17 protein-coding genes are annotated in these 20,863 nt (G+C 69.0%); 9 read left to right on the top strand and 8 right to left on the bottom strand.

The features are described from left to right. The first annotated feature begins 452 nt into the window (after positions 1–452). The gene (locus BLQ73_RS21860) at positions 453–2,660 is read left to right on the top strand and encodes a tetratricopeptide repeat protein (protein ID WP_176955589.1); all 2,208 of its coding nucleotides are present in this window, start codon (positions 453–455) and stop codon (positions 2,658–2,660) included. A gap of 58 nt (positions 2,661–2,718) precedes the next feature. Here the strand turns inward: BLQ73_RS21860 and BLQ73_RS21865 are convergent, their stop codons facing one another. Beyond that, positions 2,719–2,949, bottom strand: coding sequence for a hypothetical protein (locus BLQ73_RS21865; protein WP_245691262.1), 231 nt, complete (start codon positions 2,947–2,949; stop codon positions 2,719–2,721). A 410-nt stretch (positions 2,950–3,359) separates the two neighbouring features. On the opposite strand from BLQ73_RS21865, the gene BLQ73_RS21870 reads away from it, so the two are divergent. Next, the gene (locus BLQ73_RS21870) at positions 3,360–4,790 is read left to right on the top strand and encodes a DUF7059 domain-containing protein (protein WP_093172815.1); all 1,431 of its coding nucleotides are present in this window, start codon (positions 3,360–3,362) and stop codon (positions 4,788–4,790) included. A 360-nt stretch (positions 4,791–5,150) separates the two neighbouring features. Here BLQ73_RS21870 and BLQ73_RS21875 read toward each other — a convergent pair whose 3' ends face one another. Continuing rightward, the gene (locus BLQ73_RS21875) at positions 5,151–8,249 is read right to left on the bottom strand and encodes an AfsR/SARP family transcriptional regulator (protein ID WP_093172817.1); all 3,099 of its coding nucleotides are present in this window, start codon (positions 8,247–8,249) and stop codon (positions 5,151–5,153) included. A gap of 485 nt (positions 8,250–8,734) precedes the next feature. After that, entirely contained in the window at positions 8,735–10,033 is a 1,299-nt protein-coding gene (locus BLQ73_RS21880) for a pyridoxal phosphate-dependent aminotransferase (protein ID WP_093172819.1), read from the bottom strand. Between the two features lie 312 nt (positions 10,034–10,345). Here BLQ73_RS21880 and BLQ73_RS21885 point away from each other — a divergent pair, with 312 nt between their 5' ends. Beyond that, positions 10,346–11,293, top strand: a complete 948-nt coding sequence (locus BLQ73_RS21885; protein ID WP_093172821.1) for a LysR family transcriptional regulator — start codon at positions 10,346–10,348, stop codon at positions 11,291–11,293. Between the two features lie 11 nt (positions 11,294–11,304). Continuing rightward, complete coding sequence (locus BLQ73_RS21890) at positions 11,305–11,973, top strand: ribonuclease HII (RefSeq protein ID WP_093172823.1); 669 nt, start codon at positions 11,305–11,307, stop codon at positions 11,971–11,973. 224 nt (positions 11,974–12,197) lie between these two features. On the opposite strand, the gene BLQ73_RS21895 is transcribed toward BLQ73_RS21890, so the two are convergent. From BLQ73_RS21895 to BLQ73_RS21905, 3 genes are all read right to left on the bottom strand, one after another. Continuing rightward, a complete protein-coding gene (locus BLQ73_RS21895; protein ID WP_093172825.1) occupies positions 12,198–12,584 on the bottom strand; it encodes an SCO5389 family protein in 387 nt (128 codons plus the stop codon). A gap of 116 nt (positions 12,585–12,700) precedes the next feature. Continuing rightward, positions 12,701–13,663 (bottom strand): ATP-binding protein, encoded by a 963-nt coding sequence (locus BLQ73_RS21900; protein ID WP_093172827.1) that lies wholly within the window; start codon positions 13,661–13,663, stop codon positions 12,701–12,703. A gap of 377 nt (positions 13,664–14,040) precedes the next feature. Then, complete coding sequence (locus tag BLQ73_RS21905; protein WP_093172829.1) at positions 14,041–14,646, bottom strand: TetR/AcrR family transcriptional regulator; 606 nt, start codon at positions 14,644–14,646, stop codon at positions 14,041–14,043. A gap of 616 nt (positions 14,647–15,262) precedes the next feature. On the opposite strand from BLQ73_RS21905, the gene BLQ73_RS21910 reads away from it, so the two are divergent. From BLQ73_RS21910 to BLQ73_RS21920, 3 genes are all read left to right on the top strand, one after another. Next, the gene (locus BLQ73_RS21910; RefSeq protein WP_093172831.1) at positions 15,263–16,186 is read left to right on the top strand and encodes an SURF1 family cytochrome oxidase biogenesis protein; all 924 of its coding nucleotides are present in this window, start codon (positions 15,263–15,265) and stop codon (positions 16,184–16,186) included. Positions 16,187–16,255: 69 nt separating this feature from the next. Continuing rightward, on the top strand, positions 16,256–16,825 hold the full coding sequence (locus BLQ73_RS21915; protein WP_093172833.1) for a putative glycolipid-binding domain-containing protein: 570 nt from the start codon (positions 16,256–16,258) through the stop codon (positions 16,823–16,825). Positions 16,826–16,914: 89 nt separating this feature from the next. Next, on the top strand, positions 16,915–18,111 hold the full coding sequence (locus BLQ73_RS21920; RefSeq protein ID WP_093172835.1) for an amidohydrolase family protein: 1,197 nt from the start codon (positions 16,915–16,917) through the stop codon (positions 18,109–18,111). 49 nt (positions 18,112–18,160) lie between these two features. Here the strand turns inward: BLQ73_RS21920 and BLQ73_RS21925 are convergent, their stop codons facing one another. Together BLQ73_RS21925 and BLQ73_RS21930 are read right to left on the bottom strand one after the other, a co-directional pair. Continuing rightward, positions 18,161–18,583 carry a YkvA family protein gene (locus BLQ73_RS21925; RefSeq protein ID WP_093172884.1) on the bottom strand — a complete coding sequence of 141 codons (423 nt, stop codon included), beginning with the start codon at positions 18,581–18,583 and terminating at the stop codon, positions 18,161–18,163. A 727-nt stretch (positions 18,584–19,310) separates the two neighbouring features. Beyond that, positions 19,311–19,601, bottom strand: coding sequence for a hypothetical protein (locus BLQ73_RS21930; protein ID WP_143020369.1), 291 nt, complete (start codon positions 19,599–19,601; stop codon positions 19,311–19,313). A 636-nt stretch (positions 19,602–20,237) separates the two neighbouring features. Here BLQ73_RS21930 and BLQ73_RS32610 point away from each other — a divergent pair. Together BLQ73_RS32610 and BLQ73_RS34685 are read left to right on the top strand one after the other, a co-directional pair. Beyond that, the gene (locus BLQ73_RS32610; RefSeq protein ID WP_176955590.1) at positions 20,238–20,543 is read left to right on the top strand and encodes a hypothetical protein; all 306 of its coding nucleotides are present in this window, start codon (positions 20,238–20,240) and stop codon (positions 20,541–20,543) included. Between the two features lie 151 nt (positions 20,544–20,694). After that, positions 20,695–20,826, top strand: coding sequence for a hypothetical protein (locus BLQ73_RS34685; RefSeq protein ID WP_275936310.1), 132 nt, complete (start codon positions 20,695–20,697; stop codon positions 20,824–20,826). The last annotated feature ends 37 nt before the right edge of the window (positions 20,827–20,863 follow it).

The following is a 20,863-nucleotide window of genomic DNA, read 5'->3' on the forward strand; positions in this document are numbered from 1 at the left end:
CAGCTCCGTTCGGCGTCGTCACCGCCTCGTTCACGTCGTGGCTCGTCTCCCGCTTCCGCGATCCGTCCCCCTCGCGCCAGGGCCGAATCTGCCCCTTGACAGGGGATCTGACACCAGTTTCTTGAACATTTCAAATGAAATGCTGGCATTCATTGCACTTTTATATATTTAAGCCAAGCGCAGCCATTAAAACGGACGATAGTATTCCGGGGATGAGGAAAGATGCGCGATGCCACGTGGAGGATAGCAGGGCCTTACAGCCTATTCACCTCCCATCGTCGGGTTGTGTCCGCGTCACTGCCCTCGGCAGTTCAGGCGCAGCCCGCGGCAGCGCCTGAGCGGTTGAGGGGTCCCACTGTCCGGCTCAACCACGTTAGGTTGCGATGTCGACTTCTAGGTTTAGGTATCCCACGCTCCAATGCGTCGCGGAGTCCGTGATTCATGGGGATCTCATGAAGATTGCCCATGTCGCTGGTGATATGCCGATATCCAGGCGCCGAACATCTCCCGTTAAAACGCTGCAAATCATCGAGGGTGATATCCCTCGGCAGCCGCCGGGTTTCCAACCCCGCGAGGCCCTGCTCCACCTGCTCCACAACCAGGTGGCGGGCCGGGGATCGGCGGTCGTCAGCGCGCTGACGGGCACACCTGGTGTGGGCAAGACCGTCTTGGCCGCCTCTTACGCCTGGGCCTGCCACGCCGCGGGCTGGCAGGCGGTGGTGTGGGTGCCCGCGGAGACCGAGGGGCAGATCATCGCGGGACTTGCGAGCCTCGCCGGCCGCCTGGGCCTGCGCGGAGCCGACGACGGGTCCACGGCCGCGGCGCAGAAGGCCAAGAAGTGGCTGGCGGACTCCTCACGGCCGTCGCTGCTCGTCTTCGACAATGCGGTCGACGTCGAGCACATCCACCGCTGGTGCCCGCCGACCGGACCGGCCCACGTGGTCATCACCTCACGGAACCGGGCGTTCCAACGCCTCTATCCGCCGGTCGACGTCGAGGTGTTCACCCCGGCCGAGGCCGTGGCGTTCCTCCAGGCCCGCACCGGATCCACCGATGAGGTGGGGGCGTCGCTCATCGCCGAAGAACTCGGCTACCTGCCCCTCGCCCTCGCGCAGGCCGCGGCGGTGGTGGCCGGGCGCGGCATCGGCTACGAGGAATACCTCGACCTGCTGAGCGCCGTGCCCCTCGCCGACCACCCTCCCCCCGGCGACGGCCACCCCACCGGTACGGCACAGGCCATCCTCCTGTCCGCCGAGGCCGTGGCCCACATCGGGCCGGACGCCCACGACCTGCTGAACGTGCTCGCGGTGCTCTCGCCCGCCGGGGTGAGGCGCAGGCTGCTGTACGGCGGCGCCGTACCGGACCCGACGCGCCGCACCCGGATCGACGACCTGCTGTCGGCGCTGGCCGACGCCTCCCTGATCACGTGCAGCGAGGACGACGCGACCATCCTGATGCACCGGCTCGTACAACGTGTCCTGCGCGACCGCGCCGAGCGGCTCGGCGAATCGGAATCGGCGATCATGGGGGCACTCGCCCACCTGAAGAGGTTCAACGCGATCATCCCGCAAGGTGCGGAGACGTGGTCGGCTCGGGCGGATGTGGAGGAGCTGGTCGACCAGTGCATGGCGTTATCCGCGAACGTGCCCCCGCACCACCCTCGCTACCTCGACGTGCTGGACTTACAACACTGGTGCGGGCAGTACCTGGTCAACCTCGCCGACCTCTCCCGGGCGCTTCCGCTGCTCGCCGAGACGCTCGCCCAGCGCGTACGGCTGCTCGGCCCCGACCACCCGGACTCGCTGATGAGCCGGAGCATCCTGGCCTCGGCGCACGCCAAGGCCGGGCGTCCGGACCAGGCGATCCCCCTGCACGAGAGCACGCTCGCGGGGCGGCGACGCGTCCTCGGCGACAACCACATCGACACACTGCGCACCCAGAACAACCTGGCCAACGCCTACCGGGCGGCGGGAGACGTGAACAAGGCCATCGCGCTCTACGAGAGCGTCCTTGCGGACTTCGAGCGGCTGTGCGGCTCCGACCACCGCGACACCATGTCGGGACGCAACAACCTGGCCACGGCCTACCGCGACGCCGGACGCGCGAAGGACGCCGTTCCCCTGCTCGAACGCACGGTGGCCGACAGCGAGCGCGTGCTGGGCGAGGGCCACCCGGAGACCTTGAGCCGGCTCAACAACCTCGCGATGGCCTACGAGGCGGCCGGTCGCGTGGACGAGGCGGTCACGGTGCTGGAGAAAGCGCTGTCCGACTGCCAGCGGCTGCTCGCCGAAGACCATCCGTACACCCTGACCTGCATGTCGAACCTGGCCGCGATGTACCAGCTGATCGGGCGTATGAACGAGGCGATCGCGATGTACAAGTCATCGCTGTCCAAGCGCGAACGTGTGCTTGGTCCCGACCACCCCGACACGTTCACCAGTCGCCACAACCTCGCCACGGCGTATCAGACCGTCGGCCGGCTCAACCGCGCGGCGACGCTCTACGAGCGCACCCTCTCCGACTGCGAGCGGGTGCTCAGCCCGGGGCACCCGCAGACGCTCAACGTGCGCGCCACGCTCGCGGCGCTCCGTCGCGACATGCAGGTGTACTACAGCGCCTCGTGGTGGCGGCGGCTGATCAAGATCTGGACGCCCCCCTAACGGGATGGCCACCTGACCCGAGGTTCGGGGGCATGACCCGGGTCAGGTGGCCACGTTTTCAGCCGACGGCCGCCAGGTGGCGCAGCCGGGAGTGGACGCGCCACACCTTCGTGTCGAGGGTGATGTCGAGCCGCAGGTCGCCTCGCTGCCGACGGAGGCCGGGCACGCGGATGCGGTCGTCTACGGCGAAGCGCCCGCGCCGCGGATAGCCGAAACCCAGCTCTCCCGGCAGGACTCTCAGGTCATCGCGATTGCCGCACCTCGGACACGTCCAGGCGACCAGGTCCATGCCGCGGTTGTAGTCGTGGCAGGCACGGAAATATTCATCAGGCCGAAATCTTGTTTCACAGGCCAGACAGGGGATCAACACGGTGGATCCGCTCCTCAGGGGGGACGGGGCGGCACACCTGAGATTGTGTGCCACTCACTTGAGTGCCGCTTGCAGAATGCTTACCCCGACATGTAACAGGCTCACTACTATCTGCTTACCGGTACGGCGCTGGAACGTGACAATAAGAGGTCGGACTTATCCGGGTCCGTAGTGACACTACGGGGTTGTCACGTCACTCAAGGAAAGTCCATTCACTCACTATCCGACAATGCACGCAGAGAATCATTAAGAATGACAAAAATCCTGGCCTGCGGGGACAGCCACCCAGGCAGGCCGCACGGCGCGGGCGCCCCGTCGAGGATGCCAGGATGGGCCCGGTGAACTCCCTGCTCGTACGGCTGCGCGAGAGCTTCCTGCGCGCCGGCTACACCCTCGACGGCGTCCGCGACCGCCTCGGCGCCGTCGCGGGCGGCGCCCTCGCCCGCGAGGAACTCGTCCCCGCGCTGCGCGCCACCCGCGACGGCGATCCGCTCGCGACGCTGATCCGCCTGTGGTGGCTGGGCACGGCCGTGCCCGAATCCGCCGTCCGCGACGTGCTGCCCCTGCCCGACCTGCTCGCGGCCGGCCTGCTCGCGGCCGACGGAGCCGACGTGCGGGCCACGGTCCACCTGCAACCCTGGGAGACCGGCTACGTGGTGTCGGACCGCAAAGTACGGCCCGGCGACCCCGGCCTGCGCGACGACCACGTGGTGGGCGCGGGCGGCGCCTCCGCCAACCTCGCCCAACTGATCCCGGCCCGGCGGGCCGACCGGGCCCTCGACCTCGGCACCGGCTGCGGCGTCCAAGTGCTCCACCTGGCCGGGCGCAGCACCCACGTGGTGGCCACCGACGTCAACCCGCGCGCCTTGGAGCTCGCCCGGCTGAGCTTCGGGCTGTCGGAGGTGACCAACGCCGAGACCCGGCTCGGCTCCGGGTTCGACCCCGTCGACGGCGAACTGTTCGACCTCGTGGTCTCCAACCCGCCCTTCGTGATCGCGCCCACCGGGCGGTTCACCTACCGCGAATCCGGGGAACGGGCCGACGACTTCTGCCGCACCCTCGTCCGGGACGCGCCGCGCCATCTGGCTCCGGACGGCCACTGCGCGATCCTGGCCAACTGGCTCCACGTCGCCGGGGAGGACTGGCACGACCGGGTGGGCGGCTGGATGGCGGAGACCGGCTGCGACGGCTGGGCCGTACAGCGGGATGTGCAGGACCCCGCGGAATACGTCGAACTGTGGCTGCGCGACTCGGCGGAACAGGGCACACCCGCCTACCGCGAGCGCTACGACCGCTGGCTCGGGTGGTTCGAGGAACTCGGCGTGGAGGCCATCGGGTTCGGGTGGATCGTCCTCCAGAACACCGGCACCCTCGACCCGGTCGTCCGGGTGGAAGAGCTGGCGCAGCGGGTCGAACTGCCGGTCGGCGGCTATGTGCAGGAGGTGCTCGACGCCGTCACGACGGCCCACCGGCTCAGCGACGACGAGCTTCTCGCCGCGTGCCTGCGCGTGGCGGAGGGCGTCGTTGAGGAGCGCATCGGCGTGCCCGGCGCCGACGACCCGACGCACATCGTGCTCCGGCAGACGCGCGGGCTGTGCCGTACGCGCCGGGTCGGCACCGTTGCAGCCGCGCTCGCCGGGGTGTGCGACGGCTCTCTCCCGCTCGCCCCGCTTCTGTCGGCCATCGCCGAGCTCACCGACGGCGAGCCGGCGTCTCCGTCCTCGATCCGGCCGTTGATCGCCGAGGGATTCTTCCTTTAATCAGGCATCAATCCAATGTTGAACGATCCCCGGGAAGCTCTGGGTGTGGCGGCGAGCCCGGGGGGTTCGGGGTCTCGCCCCGCAGTCCGGCCGGTCGTCGTTGTGAGGCGGCTAGCCGCCGCACGGCGCATCCGTTAACACGGGCCCCCTAGCGCCACGCGGTGGTCAGGCGGCCGGCCGGACACCGTTCGCGAGGCCGCTCCTTCACGTGGATCAGGCGAGGTCGCCCCCACGTCGCTCCCGCGGACGGCATCTCCACTGCCAGGTGATCACCGACAGAACGGGGAAGTGGCGTTGATCAACCACGTTTGGATGACGCGTTTGGACGATGACCTGTTCGCCGGATTGGAAATCCCCGGGTCATACCGGGTCTCGACCGCCTACGCCCAGATTGAGCAGCACGCTGAGGTCTTCGGCCTCGGGGGCCCCGATGCGGGCGAATATGTCATGCGCGCGCCGGAGGCAGTCCCGGCTTCTCGACCTGCTGCCCAGCCCGGCCAGGGCCCGGCCGAGCACGCCTAACGCCTGCGCCTCGCCGTACGGGTGGCCGATCTCGCGGCTCACGGTGAGCGCCTCCTCGGCGTGGCGTACGGCGTCGCCGTAGCGTTCGGCGGCCAGGAAGGTCTCGGCGAGGCGGAAGCAGACCCGCTGCTCCCAGACCCGCTGGTTTCCGGCGCGGAAGAAGGCGAGGCACTCGGCGTGGTGGTGGACGGCCTCGTTGAGGCGTCCGACGCGGGACAGCACGATGCCGAGGTGGTAGCGGGCCCGAGCGGTACCCGCGCCGCTGCCCAACTCGGTGAAGATCGCAAGGCCGCGTTCGGCCGCGGCGATGGCCTCCTCGGCGCGGCCGAGGCCGAGGTGGTCGCGCACCGAGTAGCTGAGCACGAGCGCCTCGCCCGCGGGCGCGCCCTGCTCGCGGTAGGCCGCGGCGGCCCGGTCGAACAGGCCGAGCGCCTCGTTGTGCCGCCGCTGCCGCCCGGCGACCACCGCCATCGCACTGAGCACCTCGCCGAGGACGATGCCGTCGCCGCCGCCATCGCCGTCGCCGCCATCACCGTCATCGCCGCCGCCGCCTCGGCCGCCTGTGGTCAAGGACAGCTCGTAGGCGGCCTGGAACTGCTCATCGGCCTCGTCGAGGCGATTCGCCCCGAACAGCACCCGACCGAGCACATAGCGGGTCCGCAGCTCGCTCGCCGGTGCGCCGATGCGTAACGCGGCGGCGAGCACCTGCCGGGCGTGCTTGTCGAACTCATGCATATGTGTGCCGGACTCCAGCAGCGGCTCCATAGCGAGCAGCAGGTCGGCCGTGGGGAGCAGCCCTTCCGACATCGTCGCCGCGGCGGCGCTGTAGGCGATCGCGGCGAACAGCGAATCCGACTCGGCGGTGAGCCAGGCGACCGATTCGTCGGCGGAGGTGAAGGCGCGGCCGGTGCCCGTGGCGACGAGCCGACTGGCGATCATGCTGCCTTCGTAGGCGAGGCGGTGAGCCGAGCGCGCCGAGGCGAGGTAGTAGCCGAGCAGCCCCTCCATCGCCTGGCGTACGGCCTCGGGCGTCTCGGTGTCCTCGGCCTTGCGGCGGGCGAACAGCTTCAGCAGGTCGTGAAACCGGTAGCGCCCCGGCGCCGGCGCTTCGAGGAGGCTCGTGTCGACCAGCGACTCCAGCACGTCCTCGGCGTCGAGTTCGCTGAGCGACAGGGCCGCCGCCGCGGCGGCCACCGAGATGTCGGGGCCGTCCGGCAGGGAGAGCAGCCTGAACGCGCGCGCCTGCACGGCGTCGAGCTGGCCGTACCCGAGGGCGAACGTGGCGTCGACCGCGAGGTTGCCGACCCTGAACTCGTCCAGCCGTCGCCGCTCGTCGGCGAGCCGGCCGAGCAGCGACGCCACCGTCCACGAGGGCCGGGCGGCCAGCCTGGCCGCCAGGATGCGTACGGCGAGCGGCAGAAAACCGCACGCCGCGACGGCGTCCATCGCGGCGGCCTGCTCGGCGGCGACGCGTTCGGGGCCGGCCACGGCCGAGAAGAGCGCCAGCGCCTCCTCCGACTCCATCACGTCCAGGTCGACAAGCCGCGCGGAGGTCAGGTCGGCGAGTTTGCCGCGGCTCGTGACGATCGCCGCGCACCCGGGTGTGCCGGGGAGCAGCATGCCGACCTGCGCGGCATCCTGGGCGTTGTCCAGGAGCAGCAGCATGCGCCGGTCGGCGAGCAGCGAACGGAACAGCGCCGACCGTTCGGCCGGGCCGTCGGGCACCAGGTCGGCGGGCATGCCGAGCGCGCGCAGGAACCCCCCGAGCACCGACTCGGGGGCGGCGGGCTCGGGGGTGTAGCCCCGCAGGTCCGCGTATAACTGGCCGTCGGGGAACAGGCTGTGCACCATGTGCGCCACGTGGACGGCGAGCGTGGTCTTCCCCACCCCGCCGATCCCGGAGATGGCCGCGATCGGCACCCCTTCGGCGCCGCCCGACGACAGCATCGCGCGCAGGCGGTTGATCAGTGTCTGCCGGCCGGTGAAGTCATTGACCGCCGCCGGCAACTGGGCGGGCTTGGGCATGTCCGGCATGCCCAAGCCGTCGGTCTCGCCGCGCGGCGGCTGCGCCCCCTGCCCGGCCGCGGGCGGGGCGGTCGAGGCGTGCGGGGTGGGCGGCTCGGGGGGCTCCTGCCGTACGGGCTCCCGGGGGGTGAGCGTGGGGTCGGCGGACAGGATGCGCTGGTGGAGTGAGGTGAGTTCGGGGCCGGGCTCGATGCCGAGCTCCTCGATGAGCGCCTGGCGGGTGTCGGTGAAGACGGCGAGGGCCTCGGCCTGCCGGCCGCAGCGGTACAGCGCCCGCATGAGCTGGGCGCGCAGCCGTTCGCGCAGCGGATGCTCGGCGGTGAGCATCAGGAGTTCAGAGACGACCTCGGTGTGGCGGCCGAGTTCGAGGTCGATGTCCATCAGCGTTTCGACGACGCTGATGCGCCGTTCGACCAGCCGGTCGCGCTGGTGGTCGGCGTAGGGGCCGACGGCTCCGGCCAGCGGCTCACCGCCGCAGAGGTCCAGCGCCCGGCGCAGGCTGGCCGCCGCGCTGACGAGGTCGCCGCCGCGCCGGGCGAGTTCGGCGGTGCCGACCGAGCGTTCGAAACGGGCGAGGTCGAGGGAACCCTCCGCGACGCGGAGCGCGTATCCCCTTCCCACTGACGTGAGCAGCTCGGGCCGGGAGCGGGGGGATCTGTCGGGTTCGAGTACGGCACGGAGCCGGGAAACGTAGGTCCGCAGCGCCCCGAGCGCACGCGGGGGCGCCTCCTCCCCCCACACCGCGTCGATCATCTCCGACGGGGTGACCGCACGCCCTTCCCTCAGCAACAGCATGGCGAGGATCGAACGCTGCAACGGGGTGCCGAGGTCGAGTTCGGTGCCGTCGCGCCATGCCTGGACGGGGCCTAGGACGGCGAAGCGCAAACCCTCCTCGCTGCCCTGACCAGCCATGCCAACGTTCTCCAGCGCTAAGGGAAATTTTATGGACAAATGATAGATCGAACCACCGTTCCTCCACAGGCAGCGCCCCCCGCGCTGCCCGCCGTATCCTCCGACAACCGGACGGCGTCCACATCCGGACACCCCCGGTCACATCCCCGCCGGGCGTCTTCGCCTCACACGACGGACCGTTGATTGAGCATTGATCGGGCGTTAAACGGACAACGGGATGCTTGCCATAACCAATGGGTATGGCCCCAGGACAGCGGGGGCGGTCGTACCCGGCGTACGGCACAGCACGACAAGCACGCCCTTAGTGAATCACGAGCAGACGCAGGCGCGGCAGTCACACCACAGGGACCTGACGTCACGACGAACAGCCCGGCCGGATCATCCAGCCGGGCTGTCGCGTCGCCCGCGAGCACCTCGTAGGCCACCCGGCGCCGAGAGCGAAGCTCCCCCTCAGAACAACGCCTTGACGCCGGGTGGGCCCCCGATCAGCCGGTGACGGGATCAGGCACCAGCGAGCGGCGCCTACGCAGGTTTGTCACCGATCTTGGTGCGGCCAAGTCCGACAGTGCCTCTGTCAGGTGGTCGAGTGCGCCTGCGATCCATGGGAGTGAAAGCGGATCCGCGGCGGCGAGCGCGGTCAGGCGGCGCTCGCTGGTGTCCCCGTAGAGCAGACTGGTGGCCACCCGCACGCGGATCGCGGCCGGGTCATCGCCGAAGACCTCTCCGGGCAGCACCCCGACCCCGTATTGATCAAGTAGCAGGGCCGCGAGTTCCGCACCCGTGCGTATCCCCAGCCTGCTGCGCAGATGTCCAAGGTCCGGATAGAGATAGAAGCCCCCCTGGGGCGGCGACACCGCGGCCCCCGCTCGGATGAACCTCGCGTGAACCGCGCGGGCGACCGCCCCGTGCAGTTTGCGGCTCGCCACCACCCGGTCCCTGAGCTCCTCGGGTTCGGTGAACGCGTAGGCGGCGGCCTGCTGCACCGGCACCGCCGGGCACGACCAGATCTCACTGGCGATGGCGAGCAGCAGCGCGCGCAGTTCGTGCGCCTCGTCCGGCAGCCGCGCCACGCCGATGCGCCAGCCGCCGAGCGCGAGGTTCTTGCTCAGGCCCGTGGTGATCACGGTGCGTTCCGGCGCGAGGTCGGCGGGGCTGAGGTAACCCGCGAGGTTGTCGTGGACGAGGTCGCGGTAGATCTCGTCGGAGATGATCACCAGGTCGAGGTCGCGGGCCGTCTGGACCAGTCGCTTGACGGTGCCGGGCCGTACGAGCGTGCCGCTGGGGTTGTCGGGCAGGGTGATCAGCATCGAGCCGACAGTGCGTCCCTCGGCCCGCGCCGTCAGCACCGCCTCGGCCACAAGATCGGGGTCCGGCGCCCCACCCTCGCCGGGAGGCGCTGGAAGCATGATCGGACGTACGCCCACCAGCTCGGCCTGGGCCGCGTAGCTGACCCAGCTCGGCTTGGGCAGCACCACGTCGCCGCCGATCGCGAGAAGGAGCCCGTAGAGCAGGGACTTGCTTCCGGGGCCGCACACCACGAGGTCGGGGTCGGTGCGCAGTCCGCGCCGCTCCCAGTAACCCGCCGCGGCCTCCCGCAGCACGGGGACCCCGGCGACCTGCCCGTAGCCGTTGTGCCCGGACGCGGCCGAGAGCCGTTCGCTGAGCGCGGGGTGGACGGGCAGACCGGCCTCTCCGAACGCGAGGTGGAGCACCCGTTCCCCGGCATGTCGTCTTCGTTGGAGTTCCTCATTCGCCGCGAGAGTCGCGGAGAGGGGCACGTTCATCGGTCAACCCTCCGATTTTGCCAAGGAGCGCCTATGTCTCCAATAAGCCTTCTCGTTTGTGATGTGAGTTCACTGGTCAACCGTTGCGGCGCTGAGCTCCGCGAACCAGCACTTTCACGGAAAATGCCCACTGCTGGATATGACTCATCCTCACGAGCAAAGACCCATGGCTCACACGTCACGACCGCTGCGAAGAAACAGCCGCTTGGACCTCGCTGCGCAGTGCATTGTTTGCGTCGGACAGGTTCAAGGGTGTAGGTGTTCGTGCATCACCGCAAGCGGAAGTTTTCGGGGGTAGGTTAAGGAGGACCGATGCTTGATTTACGAAGACTTGTCCTGCTCTGCGAGTTTGCAAGACGGGGCAGTATCGCGGCGACGGCCACTTATCTCGGGTATAGTGCCTCGGCCGTTTCCCAGCAGCTCGCCGAGCTTGAACGTGAGGCCGGCACAGCTCTTCTGGACCGCACCGCGCGGAGCGCGGAACTCACCGACGCGGGCCGACGACTTGTCGGCCACGCCGAACAAATCCTGTCATTGGTCGAAGAGGCGAAGTCCGACCTATCTTCGCATGGCAACATCCCCAGCGGGCGCGTTGTCGTCACCGCGTTTCCCACCGGCGCCATCGCCTTCGCACCGATCCTGGCCCGGGCGCTGCGCAGATACGAACAGCTCACCTTGCGGATGCGCCAAGGTCACGCCCAGAACGCCATACGGGACGTGCAGTCAGGCGACGCCGACATCGCCCTCATCGACATCTGGGACAACGACGCCGTGGAGCGGAATTCCAGCACGCTGCGGTTCTTCCCCCTGCTCCACGACCCGCTGGTGCTCGTGCTCCCCAGCGACCACGCCCTGGCCGAAAGCACGAACATCATCGACGTCGCCACCCTGCGCAACGAGAACTGGATGGCCGCGCCCGCGGGTGAACCCTCCCGCATCCACTTCGACCGGCTCATCGGCGCGGTCGACGGGGAGCCCCCCGACATCCTGTGGGAGTTCGAAGGGCTCGGCGCCCTGCTCGTGCTCGTCTCCGAAGGACTCGGCATCGCCGTCGTCCCCGGCCTGACCCTCGCCGCCGGCGTGGGCGGCATCGCCGTACGGCACCTGCCGACCAGCCACACCGGCCGCGTCGTCCTGGCCGTCGTCCGGCGCGCCAGCATCAAAAGGCCGGCGGTCTCGGTCACCCTCAAAGCCCTGCACGGCGCCGCCCGAGAGCTCGCCGGGGAGATCGAGTCGGTGAGTCTCGCCTACCGCTACTAAGGTCATGGCCTGTGGCACCCACCTACGCCATCGAGCATCTGCTGCGCGCCGCCGGATCCGCGGTGATCGCCGGAGTCGACGAGGTCGGCCGAGGCGCCTGGGCCGGTCCCGTCACCGTGTGCGCGGTCGTGACCGACCTGTCCGAGCCGCCGGACGGGCTCACCGACTCCAAGCTGCTGTCACCCGCCCGCCGCGTCGCGCTCGCCGGCGAGGTCGCCGCCTGGGCGACCGCCCATGCCTGCGGCGACGCCGACACCGCCGAGATCGACGAGCTCGGCATGACCGAGGCTCTCCGCCGCGCCGCCCGGCGCGCCCTCGACGCCCTGCCGGTGCGCCCCGACGTGGTCATCCTCGACGGCAAACACGACTACCTCGGCTCGCCGTGGCCCGTGCGCACCGAGGTCAAGGGCGACCTCACCTGCGTGTCCGTGGCCGCCGCCTCCGTCATCGCCAAGGTGCGGCGCGATGCCCACATGGCCGCGCTCGGGCACGAGGAATACGGCTTCGCCGACAACGCCGGCTATCCCTCCCCGGCGCATCAGGCCGCCCTCGCCGAACACGGGCCAACAGCGCACCACCGGTTGTCGTGGTCTTATCTGGACGACCTTCCGCGGTGGCGGCACCTGAAAAAACACCGCAACAGCCTGGCCGGTGAAGGACAGCTATCGCTCTTCGGCTAGTCGGCGGAAAGGATATGCACCGGGGTCTCGCAGGCGACGGGCTGCGCGCATAAGCGCTTTTCCCACGGGGCAACCTGAATTCGGAAGAACGGCAGCACTGCCATGGGGATAGGTGAACGCAGACAAACCACCTGGGCCCCCGGTGCCTCCCCGACGCGCGTCACCCTCCGGGAAAAGGCCGTGCTGCCCGAGAAGCCCTTTCTCAGGCAGCGCGGCTCAGGGGTTCAGCAGTCCACGAGCGCCGGGCTCTGGTTCAGGATTTGAGCGCGCGGCGAGGTGAACTCCTGGAGTTCGCCGGTCGCCGCGGGAGCGAAGACGGCGACCCGATGGCAGTTCTGGAACGCCAAGTGCACCCCGAAATGCCGCTCCAGGGCCGAACGCATGGCGTCGCTGGCCAGGCAGCGGAGCAGCTCCCCCCGCGCCTGTTCGTCCGGCGGCGGCACCTGGTTGTCGGCGAAGGACGCGCCGGTCCGCTCACGCTCGGCGACCAGGCCGCTGATGGTGGCCCACGCGTACGGGAGCGAATCACGCACGCAGGCCACGAACGCCTCGTGGTCCACCTCGCCGGCCTTCGCTTGGTCCAGCAGGGTGTTCGGAACGGTCAGCGACATGCTTTCTCCTACTTCTCTGGCTTGTCTGGCTTATCTGGCGTGTCTGGCTTCCGGTAGTTGACGACACGGGTCCCGTACGGCTCGCGCCGCCACGGGACCCGGCGGCGAGCGTCATGTCACCCGGTGACGGCCAACGGGGTCGGGCCGTACACGAACTCCGGGTCGATCTGCGCCTTGAGGTCGGCCCCCGTCGCACGGTTGGCCCACGCCTCGGCGTTGCGCAGGTGGAACTCCACGGTCTGCCGCCCGAACTTCTCCCAGTCCTTGGGCTGCGCGTCCACCCGGTCGAGCAGCCGGGCGAGTCCGTCGCGGTTGGCCGGCTCCAGGTCGGCGAGCGTGAACGGGCGGCCCTGCTCCATGGCGCGCACGGCGGCCGAGTGCTCGAAGCAGACGAACAGGTCGTCGCCCACGTGGTCGCGGAGGAAGTCCACGTCGCCGGGCCCGTGCACCTTGTTGCCGACGACGGCGATGGACACGCCGAAGTCGGCGGCGTAGTCGCGATACTGCCGGTAGACACCGACGCCCTGCCGGGTCGGCTCGGCGACGAGCACGGTGAGGTCGAACCGGGTGAACAGCCCGGAGGCGAACGAGTCGGCGCCCGCCGTCATGTCGATCACCGCGTATTCGCCCGCGCCGTCGACCAGGTGGTTGAGGTAGAGCTCGACGGCCCCCACCTTGGAGTGGTAGCACGACACGCCGAGGTCGGACTCGGTGAAGGGCCCGGTGACCATGAGCCGCACGCCCTCGGCGGTGGTGACGGCGAACCCCTCGTGGATCGGGTCGTCCCCGTCGAGCCGGAGCAGGCGGGATCCGCGCCCCGGAGGCGTGGTCTTGACCATGGACGCGGTGTCGGCGACGCGCGGATTGTCGCCGCGCAGGTAGTCCTTGATCTCAGGCAGGTGTCCGCCGAGTGTCCTGGGCAGCTCGTGCTCACCGAGCCCGAGGACCATGGCCAGGTGCTGGTTGATGTCCGCGTCGATCGCTACGACCGGGCCGCCGTGGGCCGCCGTGTATCTCGCGAAGAGCGCGGACAGGGTCGTCTTGCCGCTGCCGCCCTTGCCAACGAACGCAACCCTCACGACACATCGATCCAATCTGGTTATGAAAATCATTCCTACGGCTGAGAGTGATAATCATGCCACGCATAGACCGGCGGCAGAGCAGGTTTGGCGGATCCCTCGCACGAGGCGGTAGTGAATTAGGCACTTCGCGCGAGGTGCCATGGGAGTGCCATGGGGTACGAACACCGACAAGCAGCACAAAGCCCCACCGGGGAGGCCGACGCCCGACCCGACAAACAGCTCTAAAGGGGTGTGTGGCTCAAAGCGTGCACTGCCGTGCGTTCACGGCGTGTCCCCCGCGCGATTGGCGAAGCGGGGGCAAACTACTCAAGGCCATCAGTACGGCCGGAGGCCGGCTCGTCGGCCGGCCCCCTGAGATCAACGGCGAGGCGCGCTCAGACGTCGGGGGCGCCAGGGCAACGCAGGCTGAACCACGCCGCGTCGCTCAGCGCCTCGATCTCTTCGGGAGTCGGCTGGTGGGCTCCCGCGAACCACATGCGACACATTTCCTTCGCCGGCCCGAGCCAGATCGAGTACCACATGGCGGAGGGGAGGGAGGGAAGGAGTCCTGCCTCCAGGTGCGGTTCCCACCACACGGACACCTGCCGGGAGAAAGTGCGGCGCTGCTCGGACACCTCACCGCCACCGGGCTCCTGCTTGCGGGGCGGACGTTCGCTGATCAGAAGGCGGGCCCGCTCAGGATGCTCTCCGCACCAGGACATGTGCCTGACCACGACGGCCCTGATGCCGTCGCGGGCGTGGGTGTGCTTCTCCAGCTCGGTGATGAAAGCCTGCTGGTACATCGCCTGCGTCTCCGCGTAAAGCACGCCGTAGACGTGCTCCTTGCTGGCGAAGTGGTGATAGAAGCTGCCGACGCTGACACCACTCTCCTCGCGGAGGCTCGCCAAGGTGGTGGCCGAAACCCCGTCCTGGCTGAACCTGCGGAGAGCACCCTCAATGATCCGGGTTCGTCCGTCGCGTCCGTTCTTGACACTCTTCACGTACTCAATGGTGAGCTAACAGAACGTTGTTCCGCAAATACGCCGCGATTTTCCCTGCTGAACAGGGCTAACACATGATCATTGAGCCTGAGGGGCGGCCGGCCGGATCACGCAGCGTGAGCTTTCTTCATCTCATCTCGACAAAGCCGATCTACCACCCGACCTGCCGGGATCCCCCTGCCCCGATGCTCTCGGCCGCGAGGACGAAAGCATTCGGAAGCATCTTTCCGGAAAGCTCACGCAAGTTTACTCACCCGCACCAATGGCACCCATCAGCACCCCGCCGATCAGCACCCTGCCCATCACTACCCTGCCCATCAGTACCCCGCCCATCAGTACCCCGCCCATCACAGCGAATGGCCGCATGTTTCTGGTAATGGCCGTACATTTCTGCAAACGGCATTGGAGGGAAGTCACGCCGAGTATTCAACGAACCACGGACACCGATGCCAAGGCCACGAGGGCTCGATTTCCTTTCCAGAGCGACCACGCAGGTCCGGACCGGGCGATGACCGTCCACCGGCCGCCCCCTCCGGAGGGACGGCCGGTGGACGCCTGGTGGACGACTCGGCGACGCGATGACGGGACCGCTCCCCTGGCCACCTAACCTTGGGACGTGTACCGGTTCCTCTTGACCCCGCGCTGGCTGGTGCTCCACGTCGTGGTGCTGCTGGTCATTCCGGCCTTCGTGCTGCTCGGTCAATGGCAGTTCGGCCGGTTCGAAGAGGAATCGTCGGCCACGGACCTCGCCTCGACCAACCTCGCGGCCAAACCGGTCCCGGTCACCACGCTGCTCCCGGCGGGCGCGCAGGCACGCCCCGAGGACAAACACCGCCCGGTCACCGTGGCGGGCAGCTTCGACGCGGGCAATCAGGTGCTCGTACGGCGACGCCCACAGCACGGGCAGACCGGCTTCTACGTTCTCACACCCCTCGTCCTCGGCGAGGGACAGGCCGTTCTGGTCAATCGGGGCTGGGTCAAGGCGGGGGCCAGCGCCGACGCCGTCCCCGACGTCCCCCCGCCCACCTCCGGCCAGGTCCACGTCACCGGCCGCCTGCGGCTGAGCGAGACCGAGGAGAGCAGCGGGGTGAGAAACCGCGCCGGGCTGCCGCCGGGCCAGGTCCTGCTCATCGACGTGCCCGCGATCGGGGCGCGCCTGCCGTACAAGCTGCTCGGCGGATACGTCGAGCTGACCTCGCAGACACCGCCCGCGGCCACGGCGCCCGACCCCGTCCCCCCGCCCGATGTCGGCGGTGGGGGAGGGCTCAACCTGGCGTACGGCGTGCAGTGGTGGCTTTTCATCGGCGTCGCCATCGGCGGCTGGATCCTGCTCATCCGCCGCGAGGCGGCCGACAGACAGCAGAGCGCCACCGCAGCGGACCTGAACTCAGACTCAGGGGACTCGGCCGTACGGGACTCGGCCGTACGGGACTCGGCCGGCACATCCGACTCAAAGCACTCAGAGGACCCGGAGGACTCAGAGGACTCAGAGGACTCGGCAGGCTCGCCCGCCTTGAGCGATTCACCCAGCCCGCACTGATCGCCCCGGGCGCCCCGCAGGTGCTCCGTACGCTGGGAGGTAACGAGGCGTACGCCTGAGGAGGCGGACATGCGGTCTTTGGTGTGGATGAAGGAGGCAGGGGCGGAATACGCGGACGTGGAGCTCATCGAGGGGCTGTCGGCCACAGGGGTGGCCATCGGCGCCGAGCCCATGCCGTACCGCCTGGAGTACTCACTGCGCACCTTTCCCGATCTCACGACGGAGGCGCTCACGGCCTGGTCGTCCGGTGAGGGCTGGTGGCGTTCGCTGGAGTTGCGCCGGTCGGCGGACGGCCGGTGGTCGTGTGAGGCCCAGGCGGACGGGGAGCTTGAGGAGCCGCTCCCCGGCGGCGAGCCCCGGCGTTTCGCCGACGCCCTCGACTGTGATCTCGGTCTCTCGCCGCTCACCAACACCATGCCTGTGCTCCGCCACCACCTCCTGAAGGTTCCGGGGAGGGTCGACTTCGTCATGGCCTGGGTGAGCATGCCGTACCTGTCGGTTGTACGGGACGAACAGCGCTATACCCACGTCCGACCGGGGCATGTGCGCTACGAGAGCGAAGGCTTCGAGGCCGAGCTCTCTTTCAGCTCGGATGGGTTCGTTGCTGACTACCCAGGTTTGGCGAGGTGCGTCCCTTGAGCGAGAGGGCCCACTAGGGTGAGGTAACGGATACCAACCGGAGACCTCGCAGGTTGTTAGGTGTTATGCCAGCGTCGTACGGTTTTACTGTGACTACGCCGCTGCCCGCTGACCCCGAACCGAGGCGGCGGGACTATGTGATCATTTCGGTTGACGATCACCTGATCGAGCCTCCGGACATGTTCACCGATCGCCTGCCCGAAAAGTATGTTGACCTGGCCCCAAAGGTCGTCGAAACCGAGTCCGGGCATCAGGTGTGGCGATACGGCGGAGCGACCTACTCGTGCGCCGGGCTCGACGTCGGCGCGGGACTCCCCAGCGAACAACGCACGCTCGACCCGGTGCGCTTCGAGGACATGCGCCAAGGCTGCTACGACATCGAGGCCCGGATCGAGGACATGGACCGGGCCGGCGTCTGGGCCTCACTCTGCTTCCCCGGCATGCTCGCCGGGCAGGCCGGGATGCTCTTCTCCAAGACGCGCGACCAGGATCTCGGCCTTGCTGTACTTAAAGCCTGGAACGACTGGCATGTCGATGTCTGGGCGGGCACCTACCCCGAGCGCATCATCGCCCTGCAGCTCCCCTGGCTCTCGGACCCGGACATAGCCGCCAAGGAGATCCGGGAGAACGCCTCACGGGGCTTCAAGGCCGTACTGTTCCCCGAGTTTCCGTCACGGCTGCGTCTGCCGTCCATTCATACGAATTACTGGGACCCGTTCTTCGACGCCTGCGAGGAGACCGGCACCGTCGTCTGCCTCCACGCCGGCGCCGCCTCATGGGCCCCCGTTCCCTCGCCCGACACCCCCATCGAGGCGATCACGACGCTCATCCCCGCCAGCGCCATGTTCGCCTGCGCCGACTGGCTCTGGTCAGGCGTGCCGCTGCGGTTCCCGAACCTGCGCATCCTCATCGTCGAAGGCGGCGTCGGCTGGCTCCCCATGCTCGCCGAACGGGCGGACCACGCCCTCGACCACCCCGTGGCCCAGGAGACCTCCTGGGAGGGTGGGCTGAAGCCCAGCGAGGTGCTGCGCCGCAACTTCTACTTCGGGACGCTCAACGACCACGCGCTCTCCGGCGTGCGTCTCGCCGTCGGCCTGGAGCGGGTCCTGCTGGAAAGCGGCTACCCGCACTCCGACTCCACCTGGCCCGACACGCAGCGCTCCATCGCCCGCAATCTCGGCACTCTCCCACCCGCCGACATCGCCCGCGTCGCGTACGGCAACGCCGCCCGGCTCTTCGGCCACCCCCTGCCCTCGCGGGCGTGGCTCCGGATGGAGCAGATCTGACCACGGCTCAAGGCCGCCGACGACGCCGCCGACAACGAGGTTGGCGGCTTTAGTCCCGTGCCCCCGGGTAGGGCGTGCCCGGGCCAGAGCTCCCCGGGTAAGCGCTCCCCGGGTAGGGGGTCTCCATGCGCGGGGCTCCCGGGTAAGGGGCCTGGGCCTGCTGCTCCCACTGCACGTAGCGCCCGCTCTCGCCGAGGAGCGATCCGGCAAGCCACAGGAAAAGACCGAAGTCATCGGCGACCCCGACAAGTGCCAGGAAGTCGGGGATCAGGTCGATCGGGGAGATGATGTAGAGCACGCCGAGGGCCATCATTGCGAGTCTGCCTCGGCCCATGTGCGGATACCGGCCCTGGGCCACGCCCTTGACCAGTCGTGGAAGCGCCCGGATACGCGCACCGATCGGGGGGGACCCCGGCTTGTTCACATCGCGGTATGCGCGCCAGACCGCTGCGGCGCGACCTGTCTTCGCCATCACGGCACCTCTCTGCCACGTCCGGTCGACTGAAACCCAGTCCAAGTGCGATCTACCCGGCCGTTGCAATCTCTCAACGCGCGAGGTGTCGGTTTTGGTTCCACACGCCCGGCTTGCACCGCCCGGCGTGGGCGCGTGGCACCTGGTCCGACATATTGGTCATTTACCGTAAAGACATGTTTATCCACCGGCCCGGCATCTCCCCATATGACGTCTCCGCAAAGCGGCATTCCTCTATACGACAAGCGCTACCTGAGTGTTTCCTCTCGCATTCTGAAGATGCCCCCGATGGCCATATGTAACGTGCTATTACTCTTCGCATGACGCGGCGCAAGGGGTTGCTGGGCGCGGTGGTGCTGACAGGGAGCCTCGCGGCCCCCATGCTCACCGGAGTCATCAACGCGGCGCACGCCTTCGGCGGTCCGCCCCCCAGCGACATACCTCACATTCCCCAAAACTGTCTTCCATCAGGCACTTCACCGGTGCCTTTCAGCCATACCCCTTCCCCCTCGTACGGCACAGCCCGCGGCGCGGCTCCCCCCGAATCCCGGGACGTCGCCCTCCGGCCTCCCGGCGTGCTTCCCATGGTGCTTTCCCCGCAATTGATAAGCGGTCTCGCCGGGGCGCCGGAGGATTCGACGGGCCATTCGGAGCGGGCAAGGTTTGCCCGCGCCACCGAGGAAAGCCGGATTTCTCCACCTATTTCAGGAAATGTCTGCGATCGCCGTTACGGGCTTCCGGGCGACGCGGCCACCGGCTCCGCCGTACGCCGGAGCCCGGCGGAACCCCCCGCTTCCGCCACCTCTCCGATCCCCTCCCTGGCGGAGTCGCCCGATCCCGACGCGGTCGCCGTACCCGAAGAGCCGCCGACCACGGCCACCCTGCGATCCGTGATCCCGGCGAACTTCCCCGCCGCGGCCCCACTCACCCCGAGCGACCCGTCGCTCGACGCCGCACACCACTCCCGGGCCGCGCCGCCGACCGCGATCACACCTCCCGACCCCGGCGAACCCCCCACAGATCCGGCTCCCCTTGCGAATGACCCGGCCACCCCGGCCACCCCGAACGGCCCCGACACACCCCCGGCCGGCCCAGCCGACCCCACCGGCAAGCGCGACGCGCCCCCCAGTCGGCCCAACGACACTCGGCCCAGCACGGCCCACCAAGCCGACAGCCCTAACAACAAGGACATTCGGACAGGCCAGGCCGACTCCCCCCACAAGGGCGACCTCCGGTACGGCACAGCCGACCAACCTCCCACCGCCGCCCTCCGCCGGGCAAGCCAGGTCGACACCATCGACAAACGAGACACGCAGCCCAGCCGGTCCGATAACCGTGCCGCTGCCCCAGCCCAGCAGGCCGACTCCCCCAACCGGTTCAACAGGACCTACCAAGCTCACTCGCCCAATGACGGGACTCCCCGCATAGACCGGGCAGACCAGCCCTCCGCCGCCCAGGCCGGCTCCCCCGGCGGAGACCGCGCCCGGAATGGCGGGGATGGCAGCCGGATGGGGCAGTCCCCTGCCGACGGCACGCCGCGTGTGCCGGTGCTCGGCGACCTGGCCGGGCAGCTTGTGCAGGCGGTGAAGGACGCCAAGGCGAATGTGCCGACCTTGGCTCACCAACCGAACAAACCACATCACCATCACCCGCATTGGCCGTGGCCGAAGCCGTCCTCGACGCCCGAGCCGACACCCACACCCACCCCTACGCCCGAGCCGACACCCACACCAACACCCACACCCACACCCGAGCCGACACCCACGCCGACGCCAACGCCGACACCCACCCCGACGCCCTCGGTCACCCCGACGCAGGAGCCTGTCCGGCGGGCGGAACTGCCGATCGCGGTGGCTCCGCTCGTACCGCTTCCGCCGGACCCACCGCCGCCTCCGGACATCCCGGATCCGCCCGAGCCGCCCGCTCCGCCGGCGCCGCCGCCTCCTCCGCGGATGCCTGATCCGCCGCGGATCGCGCCGCCGCCCGTGCCGCGCCCTGCGCCGCCGGCACCTGTCGCTCCCCCGAGGGTGAAGGCTCCCCCTCAACCGAAGCCGACTCCCACGCAGGCCCCGACGCCGACGCCGCGGCCCTACCGCGCGATGGACGGCAACGTGGTGCTGGACCGATTCAAGGAACGCCGGAAAGGCACGGACCGCACCACCGTCGTGGTCGTCTTCACCGGCACAGTAGTCGCCCTCACCGTGTCCGCCTTCGCCGCTAGAGGCCCTATCGGCAGACCCTGATACGGGAAGACACCACCGCATACATGCGAAAACGGCT

This window comes from Sinosporangium album (genome assembly GCF_900100605.1).
Classification (GTDB): domain Bacteria; phylum Actinomycetota; class Actinomycetes; order Streptosporangiales; family Streptosporangiaceae; genus Sinosporangium; species Sinosporangium album.

Coding starts and splice junctions, on each gene's coding strand:
- BLQ73_RS21880 (WP_093172819.1), bottom strand. CDS start 10,033: ATGAACGTGCCCCTCTCCGCGACTCTCGCGGCGAATGAGGAACTCCAA.
- BLQ73_RS21865 (WP_245691262.1), bottom strand. CDS start 2,949: ATGGACCTGGTCGCCTGGACGTGTCCGAGGTGCGGCAATCGCGATGAC.
- BLQ73_RS21870 (WP_093172815.1), top strand. CDS start 3,360: ATGGGCCCGGTGAACTCCCTGCTCGTACGGCTGCGCGAGAGCTTCCTG.
- BLQ73_RS21915 (WP_093172833.1), top strand. CDS start 16,256: ATGCGGTCTTTGGTGTGGATGAAGGAGGCAGGGGCGGAATACGCGGAC.
- BLQ73_RS21885 (WP_093172821.1), top strand. CDS start 10,346: ATGCTTGATTTACGAAGACTTGTCCTGCTCTGCGAGTTTGCAAGACGG.
- BLQ73_RS21925 (WP_093172884.1), bottom strand. CDS start 18,583: ATGGCGAAGACAGGTCGCGCCGCAGCGGTCTGGCGCGCATACCGCGAT.
- BLQ73_RS21860 (WP_176955589.1), top strand. CDS start 453: ATGAAGATTGCCCATGTCGCTGGTGATATGCCGATATCCAGGCGCCGA.
- BLQ73_RS21895 (WP_093172825.1), bottom strand. CDS start 12,584: ATGTCGCTGACCGTTCCGAACACCCTGCTGGACCAAGCGAAGGCCGGC.
- BLQ73_RS21875 (WP_093172817.1), bottom strand. CDS start 8,249: ATGGCTGGTCAGGGCAGCGAGGAGGGTTTGCGCTTCGCCGTCCTAGGC.